Consider the following 24,512-nt stretch of genomic DNA (forward strand, 5'->3'; position numbering starts at 1 on the left):
ATGTCCCAGCACAACCTCCCCGGCACTTCCCCCACGAAGGAAGAGAAAGTAGAAGATATGACCTTTTCTCTCCCGCAGCCAGAGCCTATCAAAGGCTTTCCTGAGCTACGCTGGACAGGGAAGCATCCCTTCACGTCTACGCATTACTATCCGGCCCAGTTGAAGGAACGCTATGGGGATCCTGTGGATGGCTGGATGAACCGCATCTACTGGGGTGACAATTTGCAGGTCATGAGTCACCTACTCAAGGAGTTCCGTGGAAAGGTTGATTTAGTATATATTGATCCACCTTTTGATTCAAAGGCTGATTATAAAAAGACGATTACTTTACATGGCAAAACTGCAAACTCTGACAGTACAAGTTTTGAAGAAAAGCAGTATACTGATATATGGTCTAATGATGAATATCTTCAGTTTGTTTATGAAAGATTGATATTGTTGAAAGAACTTATTTCAGATAATGGTTCAATATATATACATTGCGATTATAAAAGGTCTCATTATATAAAATGCATATCTGATGAAATATTAGGAAAAAATTTTTTCCAAAATGAGATTGTATGGAAAAGAACGACTTCGAGAGCTGGGACAGCTTCTTATAATCACATTCATGATACTATACTTTTTTATACAAAAAGTAAAAACTTTATATGGAATCAGCAATATACAGAGTATTCAGAAGAATATATAAGGGCTAATTTTAAAAGTGATAACAATAATAGATTGTTCAGAGAAACTCCTTTGACAGCACCAGGTTTACGTTTAGGTGAATCAGGAAAAGAGTGGCGAGGGGTGAATCCTTCATTGATTGGTAAAGGTAGACATTGGGCAATTCCAAGTTTTTTAGATAAATATCTTTCCGCAGACTCAAAAAAATCTACTCTCAGTGCGCTTGAAGAGTTATATCAGTCTAATAGGATTGTATGGGCAAAAAATGGAGAAGGAAGACCAAACGCCATACAATATATCGATGATTTACCAGGTGTTGAAATTCAATCCATATGGAATGATTTTTCTGCTCTATCTAGTAATGCTTTAGAGTCTGCAAGCTATCCTACTCAAAAGCCAGAAGCTCTTCTTGAGCGTATTATAAAATCCTCTTCCAACCCTGGCTCTATAGTATTCGACTGCTTTATGGGTTCCGGCACTACGCAGGCTGTGGCCATGAAACTGGGACGGCGTTTCATCGGGGCTGACATCAACCTAGGAGCCATTCAGACGACCACAAAACGCTTGAACGGCATCATCGCCGAGAAAAAGCAGGCCCAGCATTCCCTGCTGGATGATGGCAGCAAGCTGTATCTGAATTTTGAGGTCTACAACGTCAACAACTACGACGTATTCCGTAATCCGGTGCAAGCTCGAGAGCTGCTACTTCAGGCGTTGGAGATCGACCCGCTGGAATCCACTGACGTATTTGATGGTATGAAGGATGGCTATAAGGTCAAAATTATGCCGGTCAATCGTATTGCCACCCGAGCTGATCTCAATCCTTTGCTTAACGGTATCAATTATCGGGAACTGGACCGGCAGATGGAACTCTCTCCGGGCAGTCCGGCGGAGCGCATCATGCTGGTATGCATGGGGCATGAGCCGGATCTGACCGCCAGTCTCAAAATGGATATCGGTAGCCAGTACCGGATAGATGTTAAGGTCGTGGATATTTTGCGCGACCGTAACGATCTGACGTTCAAATATGATTCAGAGGCGGACATTGTTGTAGAAAAGGGCGAGCTGGTCATCCGTCAGTTCTATCCCCGCAATCTCCTGCAAAAGCTCTCTATCCTCGACGAGAATGTGGAAGACTGGAGGCAGCTTGTGGAAACTATTGCTATCGACTGGAATTATAATGGTGACGTACTGCAACCTGCTGTTTACGACAATCCTAGCAAGAATGAGCTTGTTCAGGGGCGTTATGTTGTTCCGGAAGATTACGGCATCATACGGGTCAAGATTACGGATTTGCTGTCTGAGAGTCTGGAAATGACGCTGGAGGGAGAGTAATGGCCAGAGGCAGGAAGTCTCAGTCCCTTGTCGGCCTTGATACGACATTTTATCGGGAGCTGTTCCGTTTCTACCGTGAGAACAAGGGATTGATTCGTGCCCACTACCATGTACTGACACGTAGCTTGCTGGACTATAATGACCCGGACAAGCCTCGTGTGGGGCAATTTTTGCGGCGTCCCCAGTTTGAAGCTCTTGAGATCTATATTTTCCTTAAGGAATATCTCAAGCTGCGCCCGGTGCACGATATCTTTGCTGATTGGTATAACCGTCGCAATGGCTTTGAAAAACGATCTGACGTACTGGGCATGGGAGAACAGCATGTCCTGGATGAGTCGCTCACCTTCAATGACGAGGCCTATGCTGCCGTTTTTAAACGTATGAAGGCAGCTCGCCAGGACTACCCCAACTATATCTTTGCACTGACAATGGGAGTAGGGAAAACCCTGCTCATGGCCACCTGTATCTTTTATGACTTTGTTCTTGCCCGTAAATTCCCCAACGATTCGTTGTATTGCCATAATGCTCTGATTTTTGCACCAGACAAGACTGTTCTGCAATCTTTACGTGAAATCGAGAGCTTCGACTTTGCCAAAGTCCTCCCTCTAGAACATGCCAATTGGCTTCAGGCAAATCTCAAATTGCAATATCTGGATGAAGCAGGTGCTACGCTCAATGTCGTCAATAACTCCGATTATAATCTGATTATTTCCAACACCCAAAAAATTTTGCTCAAACGCAAGAGCAAGGCTCCCAGCAGTGCGGAACAGCTTTTCCTGATGACAGGGGAAAATAAAAGCGCCGATGCGAAGTCCGTATATGACGATATCGCAGACCTGTATGGTTTTGATTCCCCGGAAGATGAAGCCGATCTGACCATCAACCAGCGTTTTCTCAAACTGCGCAATCTTCCTCAATTGGGTATATTTGTGGATGAAGCTCACCATGCCTTTGGAGATACGCTGAAAAAGGATTTGCTCGACCCCAAGAAGGAAACTTCTCTGCGCTTCACCATCAATGCCTTGGCCCAGGGCATCAAACGGTTAGGTAGTTCGATGGTTGCCTGCTACAACTTCACGGGGACTCCCTATGTGAAGAACGAGGTACTTCCAGAAGTTGTTTATTCATATAGCCTCAAGGCTGCCATCGATAACAGTTATCTGAAAACGCTACTACTGCATAAATTTTCCAATACCCGTGACAAAGAATTCGTACGGGCGGTGTTGGACGATTTCCTTACAAAATTCGACGGGCGCAAGCTCGAAGGCATGCAACCTAAGCTGGTCTTCTTTTCTCCCAGCATCGAGGACGCTACAGGAACCCTACGGCCCATTCTGGAAGAAGAGCTAAGCAAGCGCGGCATAGCCACTTCCCAGATGCTTATCAATGTTGGCGACCCTAAAGTTACCAGCAATGATGATATCCGGGCTTTCAATGATCTTGATAGTCCAGCATCTGAAAAACGTTTTCTTATTTTAGTGAACAAGGGCAAGGAAGGGTGGAACTGTCGCTCTCTTTGTGGCGTAGCCATGTTCCGTCAGCCAAAGTCTCGTGTTTTTGTGCTTCAGGCATCGATGCGCTGCTTGCGGGCCATTGGTGACCAGCAGGAGGAGGGCCAGGTCTATCTGACCAATGAAAATGCTGAAATCCTTAACGATGAACTACAGCAGAACTTCCGGCTGACTGTAGAGGATCTGAAGCGTTCCAAGCTAGATAGTCAGGAATACGAAGTCCGCATCCTAAAGAAGAAAAAAATCTCCCTGACTCGTGTTCGCCACCTGTACGATTGCAAGGAAAAGGAACTGGGAGAGCCCATTGATTTCAATCTGGATAGCTGGGACGTGGAGCGCTATCGCATCCTTCACACCGAGGAGCGAACTGTTCTCCAGCCAGGAAAAAAAGGGACACAGCAAAGAACAACAGATATCAGCTACATCAGGGAACAGCGTACATGGAGCCCCTATACGCTGGTTGCCGAGATCGCCAGGTATCTTTGTGCCTCTCCGTTAAAGATTGAAGCATTGCTTCGGGATAGCCGTGAAGGTCTGGATGCCCTTGTCGCCAAAGTCAATCAATTCAACGAGCTGCTTTATGATAAGGTTATCCCTGTATTGTTTGAAGCTCTGTATGAAGTGACAAACTACGATAAGCCGGAGCATATAGACGTTGATCTTATCAATGAGCCGGAAAAAGGATTCTTTACTGTACACGGTGATCCACACAAGACACAGCTTTTCTCTGTATGGAATGCCGATAATCAGTGTCGTACACTAACTGACAAAAGTTTCCATCTTGATACATACTGTTTTGACTCTGACCCAGAACAGGATTTCTTCCTGAATGTCATCCGTCAGGATGACATTCAGGAAGTTTACTTCACAGGAATGCTGACTCATGGTCAGACAGATTTTCGCATCAACTATATCGATCCCGATACGCATGGTGTGCGGAGCTATTATCCGGACTTCCTCATTCTGACAAAAACTGGCGACTGGCTTGTGGTTGAGGTTAAGGCTAAAAACAAGATGGATGACCAAGATGTCCTGGCAAAGCAATCCTTTGCCGAAAGTATGCTAAAGGCCAGCAAGATAAAATACTATATGGTTGCCCATACTGAAGCGGCAAGGTGGAAGCACAACCTATAATAGTTGGCGTCGCATTACTGAGGTGTAGTAAAACGAAAGTTGCAGCTCATTTTTGGGTAAGCAAGACTACTCTCTACAAGGTGCTTCAAGACAAATAAAGCAAGACACCGGGCTGAGGACTCCTCATCCCGGTGTCTTATTAATGTCGTTCCTGGCGAATTCTTAAGCTACTTTGGTAGGAGTCTTTGTGAGATCACCCTGCCCAGCAAGAAGTCCCTCCACAGAGATATCCTCATTCAAGTGGTCCCAATGAATCCCGAAAGCACTTAACTCATATTTGTCCCGTTCTGCCTTTGTCGCATTAAGCAGACGAGGAAACCAGGCCAGTGGAACGCCGATTACTCTGGCATCATTCAAGCCGACCCACATAGAATCCTCATCGAACCAAACTGTTTTAGGCGAAATAGTCATGGTAGGCTCCCTTCAGGATCTCTTGTTTTTCTTGGACAAGCTTGCAAATTTTTCGCAGCTCCTGTGCTGAAAATCCTGCATTAAGCATCACAGCATAGGGCTCAACAAGAGAAATTTTCGCTTCGCCATTCTGGCTTCTTACATGGATATGCGGAGCTTTTGTCGGATTTCCTTCATTCGAATAGAAGAAAAATCGATATGCTCCTATATTTAAAATAACTGGCATCCTTTCTCCTGTTTTTGCAAGGATACCGACTTTTTCTCTGGCCGTCCACTGCCTACTCTTCAGAGATTTAAGCAAGGGGATAGCTTTCTTTTTTCATTGCTAATTGTCTGCGCTTAGTATATTTTTATTAAAATTTTTATATAAAAGCTGGCAGCTCTATTTTACTTGGAAGGAGACAAAAATGGCACTCGATGATAAGGATATTTTTGCAGCGATTTTTGCAAAACATGGTAATCAACCCATCGAATACGTCATGGCTGAATACGAGAAGGCCAAACGTCTCAATATGGAGATCGAAAAAAGGCTCATGGAGCAGGCTGAACCTGTAGCGCCTGTTAAGCCTGTGGCTGCTCCGGTCAAGCAGGTGGCATTGATCCCTGAAATCGAGAAGAAGCCTGTTCCTCAGAAGAAGCAGTATACGCAGGCGGATCTGAAGTTCGCTCCTGCTACGGCCATTACGGATAAAAGCATCACCTGTTGCCTTTGCGGTAAGCAAGCTCTGACTTTGACTGCTCGTCACTTGGCCCACCACGAGATCAGCGTAGAGGACTACAAAAAACTTTGTGGCTATGAGCCGACGCAAAAACTCATGGCTCGGGAATATCTCGCAAAGATGACGGATAATGCCAGACGTGCCCAGGAAGCCAGAGCTGCGAAGCGTATGGAGAAAGAGGGGCAGGAAGGATAAGTTGCTAAAAGAGCCCGGCTGGGATGACCAGTCGGGCTCTTTTAGTGATGGATTAGTTTGCCAGTCTTCTGCCAGCCTTGCATGAAAGATATACCTCTGGGCCGTCAGGGCCTTCTTCGACATAGGTGATTTGGTATGTGGCCTCTACCTTACCACCAGCCGAAAGCGAGCCAAAAAAATCAAGAGTTTTTTCTTTTGGGCAGCTGATAAAAACTTGTGCATAGCTTGGTTTCCGAATGGTAAAGCCGACCATCATGCCTTCTTCCTCCACGAAACCAAGATATTCCCCTTGTGTACTTTGGATTGCCAAAATTTGACTGTCAGAATTTTTATGCTGTTTGATTAAATTGACTGCTTTTTCATACATCGTGTCATAGTAATAGCCATCAGCTTTTGCGCTGCCATACTGGTCTGGAGATAGGGAGTTGTTATGTTGAATGACATACAAGTCTCCTATTCTCAGATAAACAGCTATGGTATAGGCGTCCTCTACGGTGAATCCTTCTTCCTCCATCAAGGCTTTCGCGCTAGTGTCACGCCCAGACTTCAACCACTGACGCTGGTCATTCAAGATTTGTTTTTTATACGCACCGCTAAGTTTATTATAGACTTCTTTCCAAACAGCTGAGAGCTCTTGGTCTGCCTGTTTGAAGTAGGGAACTTGTAATAAATCATTGTATTCATTTTCTGTTAATGCATGCGATTTTGTTGGAAAAAACGTTGTCGAAAGACAGAAAATCAAAATGGCAAATAGATGTTTCATTGTAACCTCCTTTTGCCTGATAAATGGTAATCATTAATATATCAAGGTTAAAAAAAGGAAGCAAGTCTGCTGACCTGCTTCCTTTTTTATTTATTAAAAGAAAACCTTGATGATGATCACTCCGCCAAGAGCCCCACCAATAACACATCCAACCAATTGAGGTACGATGAACCAGAAAAATTTTTCCTTTAAGATACTGGCCATGCCACCAGTTGTGATGATGCTGTCGGGTATTGCCAGTTGCCTGATGAAATCGCCAATAAGGGCACCGATGTAGGCCAAGGGGGCAGCAAGGATAAAAATGCCGATGCGACCAAGCATATTGACATGAACAGGGGGACGCATGTGATCCCCCCCAGCATACGCACAAACAAAAGCAAACAGGACAGCGAGAATCGCGTAAAGGGTCTTCATACACTTCTCCTTTGATTGAGGAAAATGAGGTCCAGCAATTTTTGGTAGTGATAATTGCATAAAATGTCAAGAATTGGTTTTTATGCTGTTTTTGAAGCCAGCGCTTTCCCTTATTTTTGTACGCAAAAATGGAGGGATACGTGGCTGGGACGAAAAAGCAGCGACTCGCGGTCATAGTAGGTGCGAACATTACCGCACGACGAAAACTGCTGGGATGGAATCAGGCGGCCTTTGCCGAACGTTTGGGGATGGGAGCAGATTCGCTTTCCAGAATCGAACGTGGCCTTGTCGCTCCTCGCTTTCAACGGTTGGAAGAGATCGCTGAAATCCTGGAATGTTCTGTCGCCGAGCTGTTTATGACCCAGGAAGATCTGGAGAAGTACCGGATCAACTTTTCGTCCCCAAAGCAGGAAGAACTGCCGACCGTCACTAGGAGTGAAATCATTTTCCTTGCGGAAAAGATCATCCAGCGTCTGAAATAAATAAATCAAAAAATTTCACATATATATTATCAAAAAGAAACACATGTGGCCTCGGAGGATTCATCTTCCGGGGCTTCTTTTTTTCCGTAGGGAGGTCTCATGCTGGAATACTGTTCTGCTGAAATATCGGAACTGGCCAAGGCTCTTATCGCGGTACAGCGCGAATTGTTGCCTGCGGCCAGAGATGGCACCAATCCTTTCACCCGAAGCAATTACGCCACGCTCAACTCGGTCATGGAGGCTTGCCGTGATGTCCTTCTCGCACATGGTATCTGGATGACCCAGCTTCCTGTTCCTGCACCTGTGGAGCTTGGTCCGGGACATATCGGTTTGCTGACGAAACTCACACATGCGGAATCCGGTCAGTGGCAAAGCTCATTGGCAGTCGTTCCTCTGCCAAAAGCTGATCCGCAGGGGATGGGCAGTGCCATCACCTATGCCAGACGGTATGCTCTGACAGCCATGCTGGGCATAATCACAGAGGAGGATGACGATGGAGAAGCCGCAAAAATGCAACCGAAAACATCTGGACGCGTGAAACAGCCTAGAAATGGGGCTCAGGTGCAAAAAAGCTTTCAGGACAGACGAACACAGGCGGATAAAGTTTCAGGCACCTCAAAACGGCAATATGGACATTTCGCTGATCTCCCCCAGCTGGATGGCGTGAGCTATCAGATAGTCAGCTCACAGGATGGAAGGGAGTGCATCGTGGCTACAGGAGATACCCAGACTCGTAGTGAAATATTAGCGGGAGCGGGTTTTCGTTGGAACGCACAGCGCAAGTTCTGGTGGAAGTATGCCGGAACTGCCTAACCTGAAGGAGAGGACATGACCCCCTCATCTCTTGTACGAGAGAAAGCCCTGCTGGAAGTGATTCGGCAGGGCTTTCTCGTTTCTTCACGTTCCCAGACGCATACCATGCTTGGAGATCGTACCTCATATGTCGGTATGAGCGATGTGGGCAAGTATCTGGAATGTCCCCGGGCTGCGGTGGCTTCCAGGATCTTTCCTGAGCCGGAAAACCTTGATCGCCTGCTTCCTCTGCAACGTGGTCACTGGTTTGAACAGGGTATCGGGGAAGGATTATCTGCGCTTGGCCTGCGTGTTCTCCCTCAGCTGGAGATCGACTGGATATACAAGGATACACCCATCCGGGCACATCTGGATTTCACCCTGGTATGGGATTCCCCCAGGAAGGCGGTTCGTATTCTGGAGGTAAAAAGTACGGAAAACATTCCTACAGAACCATACCCATCACACCTGATCCAGGTCAAAGGACAAACGAGCCTTCTGGCTGCCTTGTGGCATCAACCTGTTTTCTCCGTGAGGAACACTTCCGGGGAACAGATATGCCATACCCGAACCTTTCCGGAGATATGCAAGCTGCAATGGGGACTGATCATACCGGATACTCCAGAGGAAATCGATCTGGAAGGCTGGTTGCTCTACCTGTCCATGAAAGATTGTCGGGCATTTGGCCCATTTGTTCCGGGGAAAGGGACTCTGGAAGCTGTAGGCAAAATAGCTGAACAATTCTGGATGGATACCTGTTCATGCAGACAACAGCAGCGTGAACTGGATGCTCTCCGTTATGCCAGGGGATTCCATCTTCTGTGCGCTACCTGCGCATTCAATGAGGGATGTCCCAAGTTCCGTCAGGGGGATTTTCAACCGCAATGGGAACTTGCTGTGACCAGACTTGAACAGCTCAAGGAAGAACGTTCCACCCTGGATATCCGTATCAAGGAGATCGAAAGCGCTCTCAAACAGGCGCATCAACTCGCATCCACTACGGATTGGATAAGTACAGGACAGCATCGTTTTCGTCTGGGTATGTCATCTGGCCGACGTACTCTGGATCGCAAGGGTTTGGCACAGGAATTGGCGCATATCTTCCATGAGGAAGGTCTTGATCATATCGATGTGGACGCATTGTTCCAGCGGCATGAGCAGGAAGGAAAGCCTGTTGCCCGTTTGTCCATCACTTCCATCCACTGCAACCCCTCATTCTGTAAGGAGACATCATGGGATACTACTCTGAAGTTGGCCTCACCATTTCTGCCGCAGGCTACAAGCAGCTCACTGGAAAACTGACAACGCTGGAAGATTCGGAACTGCGCACAGTTGTCGAAAACCTGTTGGCGCATGCGGATACCCACTACACGAGCAAAGAAGGCGATCAGCTCTGGTTCTGGAACTGGACCAAGTGGTACAGCACGTTTCCCGAGATCAACTGGCTGCAAGCACAGCTCAACGAACTCGATGCCCAGGACTTCTACTTCATTCGGATTGGAGAGGAATTCGATGATGTGGAGACAGACGGTAGCTGGTGCGAGAATCCTTTTGAAATGGAGGTGTCCCGTGGCATCTCCATGAGAGAAGCTATTGAAGCGTGATCTGTACACCTTTCCTATTCACCCCAAGATCCCTGGTTTCCCATACGGAGGCCAGGGATCTTTTTTCAAGGAGATGACGATGCAAACCATATCTGACGAATTGAGCCGGCTTCAGGTCATCGAACTGGATGCTGGCCAGATTTTTAGCGGCAATCCTTCCGGTACTCCCATCAAGGGATATGCCACCCCCTCTCTGTATACCCCCAGGCTGGACCCCAATTACCTGTTCCATGAATCCAGCAGGGACATCATCGTCTGGCTGCTTTCCCCGGAGGAACCCCTGTATATCTTTGGCCCTTCCGGTTGCGGGAAAACATCGTGTGTCAAACAACTGGCTGCACGCTTGAACTATCCCCTGTTCGAAGTGACGGGACACGGCAGGTTGGAGTTCGCTGATCTCACAGGACATTTGACCGTGCATGAAGGGAGCATGTCCTACGAATACGGACCACTTGCGCTTGCTATGCGTTACGGAGGCATCTGTCTGGTCAATGAGCTGGATATGGCTTCACCGGAAGTCGCAGCAGGACTGCATGGTATCCTGGACGGTTCTCCTCTGTGTATCCCGGAAAATGGTGGGGAACTCATCATCCCTCATCCTATGTTCCGATTCGTGGCTACAGCCAATACCAATGGCGCAGGGGATGACTCCGGTCTTTACCAGGGAACTCAGCGACAGAACCTGGCTTTCACGGATCGATTCATCCTTTGCGAGATGGGCTACCCTGATTCCTCTGTGGAAAAGAAGCTCTTACGGGATCGCTATCCGACGTTGCCCGTATCCCTGTGTGAAACGATGGTGGACTATGCCAATGAAGTCCGCAGGTTGTTCATGGGAGAGGTGAGTGGAAGCAGTCTGAGCGGCAGCATCGAGATCACGTTCTCCACACGCAGTCTTTTGCGCTGGGGCGCTTTGACCTTGCGTTTCCAGCCACTGGCAAAACAGGGAATCCAGCCGGTGACATATGCTTTGGACAGAGCTCTTGCCTACAGGGCTTCACGTGAGACCAGAGCCATGCTGCATGAACTGGCTCAACGCATGTTTCCGCATCTGACAGGGAATGGAAGCGATCTGCTCATGGGAGAGGAAGCACTCGGGTTCGTGAAGCTGCATTGCCAGCGGAGTAGTGCTGTTCCCTATCCCCGTATCTTCCTGCGCAAGGAATACGTACTGGATGGGCAAACTCTGACCAAGGATTGGGTAGGCGATGCTGGTGCTGAAGGACTGACGATTACCTGGGGACGTACTGGACAAAGCGGACAGCAGCATTTTGTTCCTGTGGATACCTGCAAAGACAAAAGCCCTATACTGGAACTGACATCCCGAGCCGCCAAAAAGTTGCGTGAAGGGTATGCCCTCATCAAAACCAAAAGCTCCATTTAGGAGGATCATATGACCCAGATCATTTCCGATATCCGCATCCTGGACAATCTGCTGGCTCTGAACCTGGATATCAGTCTCTGGTCAGCTCGGAAAAAAATGACCGTGGAAGACTTTGGTGGCGCTGAACTCCCTCCCGAAGACCTGGCTTCTTTGGGTTCCAAGCGTATCGCCGATCCCAGTTCGTTGAAGATCTTCTCCACCTTGAAAGCCCGTGCTTTCAGTTTTCTGGACAGGCATGGAGTACGTTTCATGTCTGGTTGGGCTATCCCGGAAGAGAAAGCTGGTGCCATCATTCAGGAACTGGTGGCCATCCGAGACGAATTCCTGCGGGAAAAAGAAGCATTCCTGGCGGATTATGATGAATCCGTCAAAGCCTGGATAGACAAGCATTCCCAGTGGTCGGAAATCATCCGAGATTCCACGGTAAGTCCTGAATATGTCCGGGCTCGCATGGACTTTCGCTGGCAGCTGTACAAGGTATCCCCCCTGGAGCAGCATCCTGATGAAAAGGCAGTTCTGGAATCTGGTCTGGCGGAAGAAGTGGAAGGGCTCGGTAACACTCTTTTCGATGATCTGTCCCGGACTGCAAAGGATATCTGGAAGCGTGTTTATGAGGGAAGGACAGAAGTGACTCACAAGGCCCTGTCACCTTTGCGCACTCTCCAATCCAAACTGGTAGGCCTCAGCTTTGTGGAACCTCATGTGAGCCCTGTGGCTGATATCATCCAGTCCGCTCTGGATAGAATGCCCAAAAGAGGGAATATCACAGGAAGCGATTTGATCCTCCTGCAAGGTCTTGTCTGTCTTCTCAAGGACAGTCATGCGCTCATCCTCCATGCCCAGAAAGTCATCGAAGGAAATTCGACCTGTTCCGTTCTGGATGCGTTGCTCAAAAAGGATGAAAGCGTTCAGCCGGATGAGGACAATCCTTTCGGGACTGCTGAGTTGCCTGTGTTGCCGGAAGTCGTTTCCGCACCGGTACTTCCTGAGATTCCCAGCATGGGGTTGTGGTAATGCAGCTGCGAGAGAAAGACATCCTGGGCTGTTTGCCTCTTCTGGCTTCCGTACTTGGAAATACCTATGGTGTGCATGTGCGTATTGGTGGGTCTGATGCCTGTACGAATGGGAACATGATCCAGTTACCGTCATTGCCTGTAGACTGTGGGGAAGAGCTGCTGCTTCTGGTCAGGGGCTTTATCGACCATGAATCCGCCCATATCCGGTATACGGATTTCAAGGCATTCAAGGAGGCTGCTCTGGATGCGGTAACGAAAAATCTGTTCAATGCCATCGAAGACTGGAGAGTGGAAAACAGACTGGCTGCGGTATTCCCGGGATGCAGGCACAATTTCCACGAGCTGATACGCCGGTTCTTCGTGGAAGATGCGACCAGAGAAAGAGCGGGGGAAATATCCTTCGCTCTTTCTGTTTTGAACTATGTGCTGCTGACAGTGCGTTCCTGGGATGTCCCTGAAGTGTCACAACCACTGAGAGAGGAAATAACCTCTCTGGATACTCACTTCCCCGGTATGCGACAGTCTCTGGATTTCATCCTTGCACAGATCAGGCAGGGATGCCCAGATACGTCCAGTGCCATCCATTATGCCCGCCAGTTGGCACATTGCCTCACGTCCTGGAAATCCCCGTCTCAGGAGGAACAACACCAGGAGAGTGGAACCCAGACGGAAAACACCTCCGCATCGGAAAAAGCCAGAGAAGTAAGCACACCCGAGGCTTCAACTCATGGGACATCATCTGCGGAAAACTCATGCTCACCGGCAGGGGAAACAGGACAGGATATTCTTTCTGGTATCCCGTCAATCGTGGACACTTTGCCAGTAGACATGGGGAATTGGCTGGGGAAGCAACTGGAAGTACATGCAGCGGGAGAGTCTGGAAGAAAGGTCGAGATGGCTGTGGAAGGTTTCTGTGAGGTGCATCTGTTACCGGATCAGGACAGGGAAAAAGCTGTGCGCATGGCAACGGCTCTGAAAGCCAGAATGCTGGGTCTGCTTCAGGCACATACTCTGCGTCATGCTATTTCCGGCAGGCAGGGTAAACTGGAGACAGGAAAGCTGTACCGACTGAGTACGGGAAGTACCAGGGTTTTCCAGAAAAGGGCCAGCGTACACAAACTTGATACCGCAGTGCATATCCTCCTGGACAGTAGTGGGAGTATGCACGGTGAATCCATCAAACTGGCAGTACAAGCCTGCTATGCTGTGGGTAAGGCATTGGAACATCTGTCCGGTATATCCCTTGGGATCACTTCCTTTCCAGCCTACAGAGATGGGAAGATCGGTGTGTTCCCTCTGGTCAGACATGGGCAGAAAATGACTGACAGGATGCAGATGCAGGCTCATGGAGGAACTCCTCTGGCGGAAGCCCTTTGGTGGGTCATGCGCCAGATGCTCATACTCAGGGAAACCAGAAAGGTCGTGCTGATCCTGACAGATGGTGTTCCTGATGACGTGACCCAATGTTTGCAGGCACTGGAAGCACTGAGGAAGACTGGTGTGGAGGTTTACGGCATAGGCATGAAATTCGACTGTATTTCAAGTCTCTTGCCGGATACCAGCAGCAGGGTCATCTCCAGATTCGAGGAACTTTCACCAGCCCTTTTCGAAGTGCTGCAACATGCTTTGCTCAGGGAGACGCGTTATGACTGAGGAAGTGAAAGCTATCTCCGCAACAGGATGGGTCCTTATCGCCATTGCTGTGCTGAGAGCTATCAAAGTCATCATGGACGAGTGCAAGGATAGCAACTAACTGTCTGGATAAATACCATTATAGCCTGCTTGGGGAGGGAATACCCCTCCCCGGGCTGGCTTTCATTTTTTGTGTACATCCAAATGGCTGATTATCTCCTGATAGCATTGGCTGACAGGAAACTCGCTCCCGTATTGTCGTGTAGCCAGGTGGGGAATCTCGTGACCGAAGATCTGTCGAAACACATCTGTATGCAGGTTGAGGCGTTTGAAGAAGTCACTAAACGTATGGCGTAGAGAGTGAAAACTCTTTTTTCCTGTGATTCCGCAACGCTCGATATATCGACTGAAGAAATTACTGACCATATGGCCGTACTTTGGGCATTTTTCGGTTTTACGCAGCTCAGGGAAAAGGCGTTCCTGCCCATTCAGCTTCATCCTATCAACATATTTGATAAAACCATAGGCTAGCAGATCACTATGTACAGGTATCTTGCGGAATGCATTTCTATTCTTGAGACGCTTGTCGTGATGGTCGGTGTTGATATCGATATACCAGATGTTCTGCTCCTGTCGGATATCTGAACAGTGAAGTTGGCATATCTCCTCAAGACGCATACCGGTATAGAGCCCAATAAGTGGAGCCCAATAAAAGGAAGGATGCTTGACGCTGCTTTCCGTGAATGTCTGGGGAGAGAAGAGCAGGGTGATGTCCTCTTGTGTGAAAGCTTCCCGTAAATCGATATCTCGTCGTGTATCCTTGATTTGCAAGGCTTTCGCAGGGTTGGCAGTGAGCAGTCCCTCACGGATGCCCCATTCAAACATGCTGGCGACAGCTTCCACAGTCACATTGACGGTTTTGATGCTCAAAGTGGTTGCAGGAGACATGGCCAGTATTTGCGAGATGCTTTTCCCTTTGTACAGTGGAGATTTTTTCCTGTTGGGCGGAAGTTTGCGTAGCGTATCCCGATAATATCGCAGGTCATCTCGTTGCAGCTGAAGGATATCCCTGTCTCCTAGGATCTCTATCAAGGTTTCCAGCCGTCCTTGCTGAGTAGTCAAATTATCCGCCGTCCAACGCTTATCCGCCAGTTTGCTCTCTGTATAGCGCCGGATGAAGGTAGAAAGTCGAATCCCACGTTTTTTACGGGAAACGTGTACCGGTGAGGCTTCAGGTTCCACAGGTACAGTGGTAGGGGGATATTTATTCAAGTATCGCTTGAATATTTCACGGATGGTATCCGGGCTCAGGTCATTTCGGGACAAAAGTTCTTCACACAATAACAGCAAGGTATCAGGGCAGAGCATCCCGTGAGGATGGTCTGTCCTGATACTGTTTTCAGCGGAACAGGAAGTCACCGAAGAGGAAGCCAAAGCCCCGTCAGGTGATATGGCAGCTACGTGTTTCCCAGGAAATCTTGCTGTGGAAAGTGGGGAAATGTTTGCTGTAACTGGTTGGGATAGTGGGTGAAGACAGGTATCCTGACAAACATATTTCCTGGCAGATGGGGTGAACCCTGTTGCCGAATATGCTGGTTGCCGATCACAAGCAAAAGAAGGAGCCGTGAAGCCTCTTGCATCTCCTGCATCCATGCTATTTGTGACCGTCATTGCTGGTGCTTGAGAAATAGAACAGGGCAGAGCCGTTTTTCGGGGACCACGTTTCCCGTATTCACTGACATCCTTTCCCTGCATGGAAGACAGATGTTGGACAAGGATATGCCGCAGCGTAGGAAGATCAGGTACGCCAGGTAACGAAGCATGCAGCAAGGCAAAAAGCTGGCAGGCAAGCAGCTTGGCTTCCTGACGAAAACAGGTTCCCAGGCTCAGGCGTATCTCGGCATTCCCCAGACGTTTTTTGGCAGCAGCAGGCAGAGCACAACGAAAATAGAAGATGCGGCCCACGCAAAGAAGATGATGGCCGGAACGACGGGTTGTTGGGTGGGAGTGGCAAGTGCCGTGCGGGTGAGCGGAAGAAGCGGCAGCGGATGGCATTTGAGGCACCTTTTGTACCACCTGTTTGACCCAAATTCGTAAAGGCAGGAAAAACAGGGGACAGGATGGGCTTGCTGCACTGCTCGAAACAACAAAAAAGAAAGGGTTGCGGCTAGTTGCCACAACCCTTGATGTCTTGCTGGTGCCGAGGGCGGGAATCGAACCCGCACGGCGGTTGCCACTACCACCTCAAGATAGCGTGTCTACCAATTCCACCACCTCGGCACAAGTGGAGTGATACAGAAAACCGGGGGGCTTGGCAAGAACTTTTTTTCATTTCGGAAAAATTTTTTTGAGCTGCCCTGCCGGAAAGGCTGGGGGCTTGCCTTGGGCACGGCTTACCGGTACACCAAGAAACGGCAAACTTTGCTATCGTTTGGCCTGGAGAAAAACCATGGATGACGGTGTTCGCACTTTTTTACAAAAAACAGGTCCCGTCCTTTGTGTCGATATCGGCAGCGGCACGCAGGACGTCCTTTTGGCCCGTCCGGGGCTGGAAGTCCACAACTGGCCACGCTTCGTCCTGCCTTCACCGGCCCGTCTGGCCGCGCAGCGCATTCGTGAGCTGACTCTGCTCAAGCAGCCGGTATGGCTCTATGGAGAGAACATCGGCGGCGGTTTTGGTCTTGCCGTGCGCGACCATATCAAGGCGGGGTTCGCTGTCTACAGTACCGCCAGCGCTGCCAGCGCCCTGCACGACAATCCCGAGGTCGTCCGCAGCATGGGCGTCCAGATAGCGGAGCAGTGTCCCTCCGGCGCCGTGCCGGTGCCTCTTTCCGATTATTCCCCGGAATTTTTTGCCGGACTGCTGCGGCAGGCCGGGCTCCCGTTGCCGCATCTGGTACTGGCGGGCTGTCAGGATCATGGTTTCCATCCCAACGGCAACCGCATGGGACGCATGCAGGCCTGGACGGCCCTTTTGCAATCCTCGGCCCTGCCGGCCAACTGGATCTATGAGCAGCCGCCGGCGGAGTGCACCCGCCTGCTGGCCTTGCAGAAAAGGACCGGCGGCCCGGTGGCGGATACCGGGACCTGCGCCCTGCTGGGCGCCTTGTGCGTGCCGGAAGTCATGAAGCGGAGCTGGCGCGAAGGGATCACCATCATCAATGTGGGCAACAGCCATACGGTGGCGGCGCTGGTCTATCAGGGACAGGTCCGTGGTATCTACGAGCACCATACCGGCATGCGCACCCTGCAGGAATACCTTGCGGATCTGGAGCAGTTCCGGCGCTCCTGGCTGCCGTGCGAGGAAGTCCTTGCGCACGGGGGGCACGGTACGGCGTTCGGTCCCTACTGTGAGGAGGCCGGAGGCTACGAGCCCACCTACATCCTGGGGCCGAAGCGGGAATTTTTGCAGGGACAGGGACAGTTCCTGGCCCCGTATGGCGATATGATGCTGGCAGGCTGTTTTGGCCTGCTCTGGGGATGGGCGCACAGGGGCGACGCCGCCGGGCGTTTGTAATTCAAGATGGACAAGCAGCAATAAGGTTTTGACATGGAAGTTTTCGATGCAGCGGAATTGTGGAGCAGGGACCAGATCGAACACACCCAGCTGACGCGCCTCAAGGCCACCGTGGCCCATGTGCGCAAGAGCGAGTTCTATCGCCGCCGTCTGGATGAAGCCGGTGTGACGCCCGAGAGCATCACGTCGCTGGACGACATCCGGCGTATCCCCTTCACCACCAAGCAGGATCTGCGGGACCAGTATCCCACGGGGCTCCTGTGCGTACCGCGCAGCGAGATCGTGCGCATGCACTGCTCCAGTGGTACCACGGGCAGTCCTGTGGCCATCTGCCATACGCAGAACGACATCAACTGCTGGGCCGACCTGATGGCCCGCTGCCTCTATATGGTAGGCGTGCGCCGTGACGACGTGTTCCAGAACATGTCCGGTTACGGCCTGTTCACCGGCGGCCTGGGTATCCATTTCGGTGCCGAGCGTCTGGGCTGCATGACCATCCCTGCCGGTCCCGGCAACTCGCGCCGCCAGATCAAGCTGGCCAAGGACTTCAGAACCACGGTCGCCCACATCCTGCCGTCCTACGCGCTCATCCTTGGCGAACATCTGCGCAATATGGGCGAGGACCCGCGCGACTTCCCCCTGCGCATCGCCGTGGTGGGGGCCGAGCCCTATACGGTGGAATTCCGGCGCCGCATCGAAGAGCTCTTCGACATGAAGGCCTACAACTCCTACGGCCTCTCCGAGATGAACGGCCCGGGCGTGGCCTTTGAGTGCCAGAATCAGAACGGCCTGCACGTCTGGGAAGACGCGTACCTGCCCGAGATCGTGGATCCCAAGACCGGCGAGCCCGTGCCCGACGGCGAGATCGGCGAACTGGTCATGACCTGCCTGTGCCGTCAGGGCATGCCCATCCTGCGCTACCGCACCCGCGACCTGACCCGCTTCCTGCCCGGGGAATGCTCCTGCGGCCGTCATCATCGCCGCATCGACCGCATCCTGGGCCGCGCGGACGACATGTTCATCATCAAGGGCGTCAACGTCTACCCCATGCAGATCGAACAGGTCATCATGACCTTCCCCGAAGTGGGGCAGAACTACTGCATCCTGCTGGAAAACGACGGTATCGGCGACGTCATGCGCGTGCAGGTGGAGATCCGCGACGAATACTTTGTGGAAGACATGCGCTGCCTGCAGGGCCTGCAGAAGACCATCGCCCAGCGGCTGCGTGACGAGATCCTGGTGACGCCGCGCGTGGAACTGGTGCAGAGCAACAGCCTGCCCAGCAGCGAAGGCAAGGCCGTGCGCGTGTACGACAACCGCGCCAAGAAGTAGCCTGTATGGAAGGATTCATCGCGCTGGCCTCGTTCAGCCTGGCCTATGCGTTCATCGTCCTGCTGGGGCTGATCCTGCTGCTCAACATCCTTGGCCTGCCCGCCAACTGGGTGGTGGTGCTGCTGGTGGTGCTGTGGAAATTCCTGCACCCGGCCGCCGGGGCTCTGGATGTCTGGTTCTGGATCATGTTCCTGGGGCTGGCCGTCCTGGGCGAGGTCCTGGAAATGGGCGTACAGGTCATGAATGCCAAACGGCACGGCTCCAGCACGTCCGGCACCGTGGCCGGTATGGTGGGGGCCATTGCCGGGGCCATCTTCCTGGCACCGCTCTTTTTCGGGCTGGGGGCGTTCATCGGGGCCCTGGTGGGTGCCTGGCTGGGCTGCCTGGTCATGGAATTGCTGCGTGGCCGTCCCGGCAAGGAGGCCTTTGATGCGGCCTTCGGCACCATGATGGGGCGCTTTCTGGGGACGGTCTGCAAACTGGGCACGGGCAGCGCCATGGTCGTGCTGACGGCCCACCGCATCTGGCCGGATATGGCCGCGGTGCCGCCGCCGTTGCGTCCTGTGGCCCCGGAGCCCGGACAGGTCGTGATGCTGCTGAAGAACTGGCTGTGTTGAGGTGATCATGTCACTGGATTTGTTACAAGTGGTTTTGGTACAGACGCGCTTTCCCGAGAATATCGGCATGGCTGCCCGCGCCTGTGTGAATATGGGCAGCCGCAGCATCCGTCTGGTGGCACCGGAACGCTGGGACAGGGAAAAAGCCCGTCCCCTGGCCACCCCCAAAGGACAGGGCGTGCTGGATGATGTGCAGGTCCTGCCCGATGTGTCGGCTGCCGTGGCGGATTGTTCGCTGGTCATCGGGACGACGGCCCGGACGGGTGGCTGGCGGCGTTCCCTGCTGTCCCCCGAGCAGGCCGCGGGCGAAGTGGCCCAGGCCCTGGAGCGGGGAGAAAAGGTGGCCATCGTGTTCGGCCCTGAGGACCGGGGCCTGGATAACGATGCCATCCAGCACTGCCAGCGGCTGGTGACCATCCCCACCAATCCCGAGGCCAGCTCGCTCAATCTGGCGCAGTCGGTATTGCTGTTGCTCTATGAGTGCGCCAAGGCCGTGCGGGCCCGTCAGCATGAGGCTGCCGGGGAAAAGACTCCGGCGGAGGGCGGCTCCGGCCGCGTTATCTCTTCGGCAGACTATGAACGCCTGCTGGACAACCTGAAGGATATGCTGCTGCGTCTGGACTGTCTGCACGGGGACAACCCGGATTACTTCCTGATGCCGTGGCGGCGTCTGCTGGCCCGGGCCCAGGTGCGGCGGCATGAATACGACGCCCTGATGGGCTTGTGCCGTCAGGTCCGCAACAAGCTGGATGGCGGCAACAAAGCTTAGCCTGCCCAGACAGCTGCAACCGGATTCCAGAACAGCCCCTGAAAAGGGGCTGTTTTTGTATCCTGCGGTCCCGGGCAAGGCGTTTGCGGGATCGGGCAAAACCATGGCGAAAGACCTGTCTGTCGGGCATACCGGATTCCAGAGGTGCAGGGCAGGCGTCGGGAAGGTCTCTTTGCCCAGGCAGGAAGGAGAGGAGGAGAGAGGGGGCCAGCGGACGTGCCCGGAACTTTTTATGAAAAACGGTTGACGAACGCTCCATCAAAGCAGACCATCTGCCCGTTCACGAGGCCGGCCACTGCCATCTGTCTGTGTCCCGGTCAGAGTTAAAAGGAGCAAGATCCATGAGTGGGAAAAAAGTCCTCGTCATTTCTTCCAGCCCCCGCCGGAGGGGCAATTCCGATCAGCTGGCCGATGCCTTTATCGAAGGGGCGCAGGAAGCCGGTCATACCGTGGAGAAGATAAGCCTGCATGACAAAAAGATCGGCTTTTGCAAGGGCTGTCTCGGGTGTCAGAAAACGCAGCACTGCATCCTTCGGGACGATATGGATGACATCCTGCCGCGCATGCAGCAGGCCGAGGTGATCGCTTTTGCCAGCCCCGTGTATTTTTACTCGCTGTGCGGTCAGCTGAAGACCCTGCTGGACCGCACCAATCCCCTGTTCGCCGCGGACTATGCTTTCCGCGACATCTATTTGCTGGCCAGTGCTGCCGATACGGACGAAAAGACCATGGAAGGCCCCAAGAAAGCCATGGAAGGCTGGGTGGTCTGCTTTGAAAAGACCCGGCTGTGCGGTGTGGTGCAGGCGCTTGGCGTGACGGAATCCGGTGACATTCGGAAAACGCCTGCGGCTCTGGAAGCTGCCCGCGACATGGGCAGGGGCATCCGTTAGAGGATGTGTTTGTCTGCCGGATCTTTTGGCAGGCAAAACAGGGCAGGGGACAGTGGCCTCCGTGTGTCTGCCTTGGCAGGCACTATCAGGAGCGGCTGCTGTCCCCTGTTTTTTCAGGAAACATCTTGTCCGGAAGATTGGCTTACTTGTCCGACAGGCCTGTGACGCCGTCCAGCCACGCCCCTTCCAGACAGGCATCGCGCAGGCTGGCCCCGCTCAGGTCAGCGCCCCGCAGACTGGCACTCGTCAGGTTCGCACCATCCAGCAGGGCGTTCTCCAAAATGGCGCCATTCAGCCGGGCCTCCCGCAGGTCGGCACCACTCAGGTCTGCTTCATTGAGCGCCGCTCCGGCCAGATTGGCCCAGGAAAGGTTGGCCTTTGTCAGCTCCGCGTTGACAAGGTTGGCCCCGGCCAGGTCGGCCAGCTCAAGATCGGCGCCCCGCAAATCGGCCCCGGCGAAATTGGCCCCCCGCAGCTCGACGCCCCGAAAATCCTTGCCGGCAAGGCTGGCATTGGCAAAATTTTTCCCCGCCATGCTTTGCGGGTGGGAATGCTGATGGCTCATCGAATCCCTCCTGAAATGGTTCCCAATCATGATAGACCAGGCGACCATTTGACTACAACTGTTTTATCGGGACGGATGCATGGCTGCTTCCGCAAAAGGCCAGGACGGGAAGTCGGGGCGCGCCACATCCTGATTCCGCCAAACCTTTTCGGTGCTCAACCTGTCAGGCACACGGGGCTTGTCGGCAAGAATGCAGCGACAATAAAGGGTACAGAGCCTTTATGCTTCTGGCGGAATGATGTATCCTGCAAGTACGGGCCGGATGCTGTAATGTCTGGCCCGGCTGCGGACAGCTCAACATCCATTTCGGAGAATATCTGCCATGAAAAAAATGATCGCTATCCTGATGGTCCTGGGGCTCGTTTGTTCTTCCTCCGGTCTCGCTTTGAGCGCGCCTGCCCAGCAGGCCGTTCCGGCGGCCACGGCTCCGGCCCCTGCCGCCAAACCCGCCCCCAAGGCTGCGCCCCAAAAGGTGGAGGCAGGCTATCGCGGCAACCCGGAAAGCAAGATCTACCACAACTCTTCCTGCCGCTATTATAAGAGCAAGAGCGTCAGCAAAACTTTTGCTTCTCCGGCGGATGCCAAGGCCGCCGGCTACCGCCCCTGCAAGGTCTGCAAGGGCTAGGGACACGCCGAGAGCTGGTCGCGAACGGCTTTTCCTGTGCGGGCAGGCCCGTCAGGGGAAGCCGTTTTTGGGGGCTGCCGGGCTGTTTGCTGTTATCAACGTTAGGGTAACAGCGTACAGGGGACTGGTCTTTTCTGCCTGTGCTGGAAGCAAGGGCAGGGGGAAGGGCTGCCCTGGATTGGCGGGAAAAGCCTGCCACGCAGCGCATCAGGACAGGCCAGACGGAAGGTGTGAAAATGAAAAAAGGAAGTTCTCGATTTTTTGCTTGACGACGGCCCGTCTTTCCCGTAGATACACCTCATCGCGTCCCCATCGTCTAGCCGGCCCAGGACAACGGCCTTTCACGCCGTCGACAGGGGTTCAAATCCCCTTGGGGACGCCAACAGGAAATCAAGGCACCTGCAGTGATGCAGGTGCCTTTTTTATTGCCGTGTTTCGTGTCGGATATACGCCGTTTTTTTACGTGCGTCCCTCCACGCCCGTCACTTCTTTTCTGTTTTGAAAACGCTTTTCCCCCCACACAAGTTCTGCTATCGTCCTATGCATATCGTTTCATCACTTTGCACAAGGATATCCCATGGCACGTCCCAAAAAAGAAAAGCCGCAGGAGCCGCTGGAAAAGCAGCTTTGGAGTGCGGCGGACAAGCTGCGTAAAAATATCGATGCCGCCGAGTACAAGCATGTGGTACTTGGGCTGATCTTCCTCAAGTACATCTCCGATGCTTTCGAGGCCCTGCATGCCACGCTGACCGCCGGGGAAGGCGAGTACGAGGGGGCCGACCCCGAGGATCGCGACGAATATCTGGCCCAAAACATTTTTTTTGTGCCCGTATCCGCCCGCTGGTCGCACCTGCGCGATCATGCCAAGCAGCCGGACATCGGCGTGCTGCTGGACAAGGCCATGGAAGCCATCGAACAGGAGAACAGCGAGCTTGCCGGCGTGCTGCCCAAGGTCTACGCCCGGCCCAATCTCGACCCGGCCAACCTGGGCGGGCTCATCGACCTGGTATCCAACATCGCTTTCGGGGATACGCCGGAGCAGAGCGCCGACGTACTGGGACATGTGTTTGAGTATTTTCTGGGTGAGTTCGCCCTGGCTGAAGGCAAGAAGGGGGGGCAGTTCTATACGCCGCGCAGCATCGTCGAGCTGCTGGTGGCCATGCTGGAGCCCTTCCGTGGTCGGGTGATGGACCCCTGCTGCGGCAGCGGCGGCATGTTCGTCCAAAGCGAGCAGTTCGTGCGCGAGCATCAGGGCATGCTTGAGGACCTGAGCCTGTACGGGCAGGAGAGCAACCAGACCACCTGGCGGCTGGCCAAGATGAACCTTGCCATCCGGGCCATCGACAGCTCGCAGGTACTGTGGAACAACGAAGGCTCCTTCCTGCACGATGCCCACCCCGACGTGCGCGTGGAATACATCCTTGCCAATCCGCCGTTCAACGATAGCGACTGGAGCGGTGACCTGCTGCAAAACGACGCCCGCTGGCAATATGGCGTGCCGCCCGCAGGCAACGCCAATTTTGCCTGGATGCAGCACTTCATCCACCATCTTTCCCCCCGGGGGCAGGCGGGCGTTGTGCTGGCCAAAGGCTCGCTGACCAGTAAAACTAACGGCGAAGGCGACATCCGCCGCCGCATGATCGAGGAAGGCAATCTGGTGGACTGTATCGTCAACCTGCCCGCCAAGCTCTTTCTCAATACCCAGATACCGGCCTGCCTTTGGTTCCTGGCCCGTGACCGCAAAAACGGCCCCTTCCGAGACCGCAGCGGCGAGATCCTCTTTATCGACGCCCGCAACATGGGCCAGCTCATCAACCGCCGGACCCGCATCCTTACCGCGGAAGACATCGCCACCATCAGCAATGCCTACCACAACTGGCGCAACCCTGACGGTGCCTATGAGGACGTCAAGGGCTTTTGCGCCGCCGTGCCGCTCTCCCGCGTGGCAGAACTGGACTACGTGCTGACCCCCGGCCGCTACGTGGGCCTGCCGGATGAGGAGGACGACTTCGACTTTGCCGAGCGTTTCGCCAGTCTGAAACAGGAGCTGGCCGCCCAGCTGGAAGAAGAACAGCGCCTGAATGCCGCCATCGCCGAGGCGCTATCCAGCGTTGAATTTTTAAAAGAATAACCTAC

Annotated in this window: 23 protein-coding genes and 2 tRNA genes; 18 read left to right on the plus strand and 7 right to left on the minus strand. The window is 52.8% G+C overall.

Annotated elements, in window-relative coordinates; all coding sequences use genetic code 11:
- Together DESPIG_RS04775 and DESPIG_RS04780 are read left to right on the plus strand one after the other, a co-directional pair.
- Complete coding sequence (locus DESPIG_RS04775; RefSeq protein WP_040369281.1) at window positions 1–2,004, plus strand: site-specific DNA-methyltransferase; 2,004 nt, start codon at window positions 1–3, stop codon at window positions 2,002–2,004.
- Complete coding sequence (locus DESPIG_RS04780; RefSeq protein WP_006005678.1) at window positions 2,004–4,649, plus strand: TnsA endonuclease N-terminal domain-containing protein; 2,646 nt, start codon at window positions 2,004–2,006, stop codon at window positions 4,647–4,649. The genes DESPIG_RS04775 and DESPIG_RS04780 overlap by 1 nt, the downstream gene beginning before the upstream one ends.
- A 162-nt stretch (window positions 4,650–4,811) precedes the next feature.
- On the opposite strand, the gene DESPIG_RS04785 is transcribed toward DESPIG_RS04780, so the two are convergent.
- Together DESPIG_RS04785 and DESPIG_RS13175 are read right to left on the minus strand one after the other, a co-directional pair.
- A complete protein-coding gene (locus DESPIG_RS04785; RefSeq protein WP_006005680.1) occupies window positions 4,812–5,060 on the minus strand; it encodes a DUF2442 domain-containing protein in 249 nt (82 codons plus the stop codon).
- The gene (locus DESPIG_RS13175) at window positions 5,044–5,286 is read right to left on the minus strand and encodes a DUF4160 domain-containing protein (RefSeq protein ID WP_006005682.1); all 243 of its coding nucleotides are present in this window, start codon (window positions 5,284–5,286) and stop codon (window positions 5,044–5,046) included. The genes DESPIG_RS04785 and DESPIG_RS13175 overlap by 17 nt, the downstream gene beginning before the upstream one ends.
- Window positions 5,287–5,467: 181 nt before the next feature.
- Between DESPIG_RS13175 and DESPIG_RS04790 the strand changes: the two genes are divergently transcribed.
- Window positions 5,468–5,974: a MucR family transcriptional regulator gene (locus DESPIG_RS04790; protein WP_006005684.1), complete on the plus strand. Its 507-nt coding sequence runs from the start codon at window positions 5,468–5,470 to the stop codon at window positions 5,972–5,974.
- A gap of 52 nt (window positions 5,975–6,026) precedes the next feature.
- Here the strand turns inward: DESPIG_RS04790 and DESPIG_RS04795 are convergent, their stop codons facing one another.
- The gene (locus DESPIG_RS04795; protein WP_040369282.1) at window positions 6,027–6,737 is read right to left on the minus strand and encodes a lysozyme inhibitor LprI family protein; all 711 of its coding nucleotides are present in this window, start codon (window positions 6,735–6,737) and stop codon (window positions 6,027–6,029) included.
- Window positions 6,738–6,830: 93 nt separating this feature from the next.
- Window positions 6,831–7,151, minus strand: a complete 321-nt coding sequence (locus DESPIG_RS12780) for a hypothetical protein (RefSeq protein WP_006005689.1) — start codon at window positions 7,149–7,151, stop codon at window positions 6,831–6,833.
- A 140-nt stretch (window positions 7,152–7,291) separates the two neighbouring features.
- On the opposite strand from DESPIG_RS12780, the gene DESPIG_RS04805 reads away from it, so the two are divergent.
- The 7 genes from DESPIG_RS04805 (at window position 7,292) to DESPIG_RS04835 (ending at window position 14,082) form a co-directional block, all read left to right on the plus strand.
- On the plus strand, window positions 7,292–7,633 hold the full coding sequence (locus tag DESPIG_RS04805) for a helix-turn-helix domain-containing protein (protein ID WP_040369284.1): 342 nt from the start codon (window positions 7,292–7,294) through the stop codon (window positions 7,631–7,633).
- Between the two features lie 99 nt (window positions 7,634–7,732).
- Complete coding sequence (locus DESPIG_RS04810) at window positions 7,733–8,446, plus strand: ERF family protein (protein WP_006005693.1); 714 nt, start codon at window positions 7,733–7,735, stop codon at window positions 8,444–8,446.
- Window positions 8,447–8,461: 15 nt separating this feature from the next.
- On the plus strand, window positions 8,462–9,727 hold the full coding sequence (locus DESPIG_RS13660; protein WP_006005695.1) for a hypothetical protein: 1,266 nt from the start codon (window positions 8,462–8,464) through the stop codon (window positions 9,725–9,727).
- A complete protein-coding gene (locus DESPIG_RS04820; protein WP_006005696.1) occupies window positions 9,658–10,029 on the plus strand; it encodes a hypothetical protein in 372 nt (123 codons plus the stop codon). The genes DESPIG_RS13660 and DESPIG_RS04820 overlap by 70 nt, the downstream gene beginning before the upstream one ends.
- 79 nt (window positions 10,030–10,108) lie before the next feature.
- Window positions 10,109–11,413: an AAA family ATPase gene (locus tag DESPIG_RS04825; protein ID WP_147589089.1), complete on the plus strand. Its 1,305-nt coding sequence runs from the start codon at window positions 10,109–10,111 to the stop codon at window positions 11,411–11,413.
- A gap of 9 nt (window positions 11,414–11,422) precedes the next feature.
- Window positions 11,423–12,427 (plus strand): DUF3150 domain-containing protein, encoded by a 1,005-nt coding sequence (locus DESPIG_RS04830; RefSeq protein ID WP_006005699.1) that lies wholly within the window; start codon window positions 11,423–11,425, stop codon window positions 12,425–12,427.
- The gene (locus DESPIG_RS04835) at window positions 12,427–14,082 is read left to right on the plus strand and encodes a cobaltochelatase CobT-related protein (RefSeq protein WP_040369288.1); all 1,656 of its coding nucleotides are present in this window, start codon (window positions 12,427–12,429) and stop codon (window positions 14,080–14,082) included. Before DESPIG_RS04830 ends, DESPIG_RS04835 begins: the two co-directional genes overlap by 1 nt.
- A 162-nt stretch (window positions 14,083–14,244) precedes the next feature.
- On the opposite strand, the gene DESPIG_RS13180 is transcribed toward DESPIG_RS04835, so the two are convergent.
- On the minus strand, window positions 14,245–16,239 hold the full coding sequence (locus DESPIG_RS13180; protein ID WP_147589091.1) for a site-specific integrase: 1,995 nt from the start codon (window positions 16,237–16,239) through the stop codon (window positions 14,245–14,247).
- A 17-nt stretch (window positions 16,240–16,256) separates the two neighbouring features.
- Window positions 16,257–16,341: transfer RNA gene (locus tag DESPIG_RS04850), tRNA-Leu, on the minus strand.
- 169 nt (window positions 16,342–16,510) lie between these two features.
- Between DESPIG_RS04850 and DESPIG_RS04855 the strand changes: the two genes are divergently transcribed.
- The 5 genes from DESPIG_RS04855 to DESPIG_RS04875 all read left to right on the plus strand — a co-directional run bounded on the left by DESPIG_RS04855 (window position 16,511) and on the right by DESPIG_RS04875 (window position 21,186).
- Entirely contained in the window at window positions 16,511–17,578 is a 1,068-nt protein-coding gene (locus tag DESPIG_RS04855) for a DUF1786 domain-containing protein (protein ID WP_040369291.1), read from the plus strand.
- A gap of 33 nt (window positions 17,579–17,611) precedes the next feature.
- Window positions 17,612–18,910 carry a phenylacetate--CoA ligase family protein gene (locus tag DESPIG_RS04860; RefSeq protein ID WP_006005710.1) on the plus strand — a complete coding sequence of 433 codons (1,299 nt, stop codon included), beginning with the start codon at window positions 17,612–17,614 and terminating at the stop codon, window positions 18,908–18,910.
- A 5-nt stretch (window positions 18,911–18,915) separates the two neighbouring features.
- Window positions 18,916–19,527, plus strand: a complete 612-nt coding sequence (locus DESPIG_RS04865; protein WP_006005712.1) for a DUF456 domain-containing protein — start codon at window positions 18,916–18,918, stop codon at window positions 19,525–19,527.
- Window positions 19,528–19,534: 7 nt separating this feature from the next.
- Window positions 19,535–20,296 (plus strand): RNA methyltransferase, encoded by a 762-nt coding sequence (locus DESPIG_RS04870; protein WP_006005713.1) that lies wholly within the window; start codon window positions 19,535–19,537, stop codon window positions 20,294–20,296.
- Between the two features lie 341 nt (window positions 20,297–20,637).
- Entirely contained in the window at window positions 20,638–21,186 is a 549-nt protein-coding gene (locus DESPIG_RS04875) for a flavodoxin family protein (protein ID WP_006005715.1), read from the plus strand.
- Between the two features lie 142 nt (window positions 21,187–21,328).
- Here the strand turns inward: DESPIG_RS04875 and DESPIG_RS04880 are convergent, their stop codons facing one another.
- On the minus strand, window positions 21,329–21,751 hold the full coding sequence (locus tag DESPIG_RS04880; RefSeq protein WP_050760265.1) for a pentapeptide repeat-containing protein: 423 nt from the start codon (window positions 21,749–21,751) through the stop codon (window positions 21,329–21,331).
- Window positions 21,752–22,073: 322 nt separating this feature from the next.
- Here DESPIG_RS04880 and DESPIG_RS12785 point away from each other — a divergent pair, with 322 nt between their 5' ends.
- From DESPIG_RS12785 to DESPIG_RS04895, 3 genes are all read left to right on the plus strand, one after another.
- Entirely contained in the window at window positions 22,074–22,376 is a 303-nt protein-coding gene (locus DESPIG_RS12785) for a sunset domain-containing protein (protein ID WP_006005717.1), read from the plus strand.
- A gap of 305 nt (window positions 22,377–22,681) precedes the next feature.
- Window positions 22,682–22,758, plus strand: a tRNA-Glu gene (locus tag DESPIG_RS04890).
- 195 nt (window positions 22,759–22,953) lie between these two features.
- The gene (locus tag DESPIG_RS04895; protein WP_006005719.1) at window positions 22,954–24,507 is read left to right on the plus strand and encodes a type I restriction-modification system subunit M; all 1,554 of its coding nucleotides are present in this window, start codon (window positions 22,954–22,956) and stop codon (window positions 24,505–24,507) included.
- The last annotated feature ends 5 nt before the right edge of the window (window positions 24,508–24,512 follow it).

The sequence above is a fragment of the Desulfovibrio piger ATCC 29098 genome (genome assembly GCF_000156375.1).
Taxonomy (GTDB): Bacteria; Desulfobacterota; Desulfovibrionia; order Desulfovibrionales; family Desulfovibrionaceae; genus Desulfovibrio; species Desulfovibrio piger.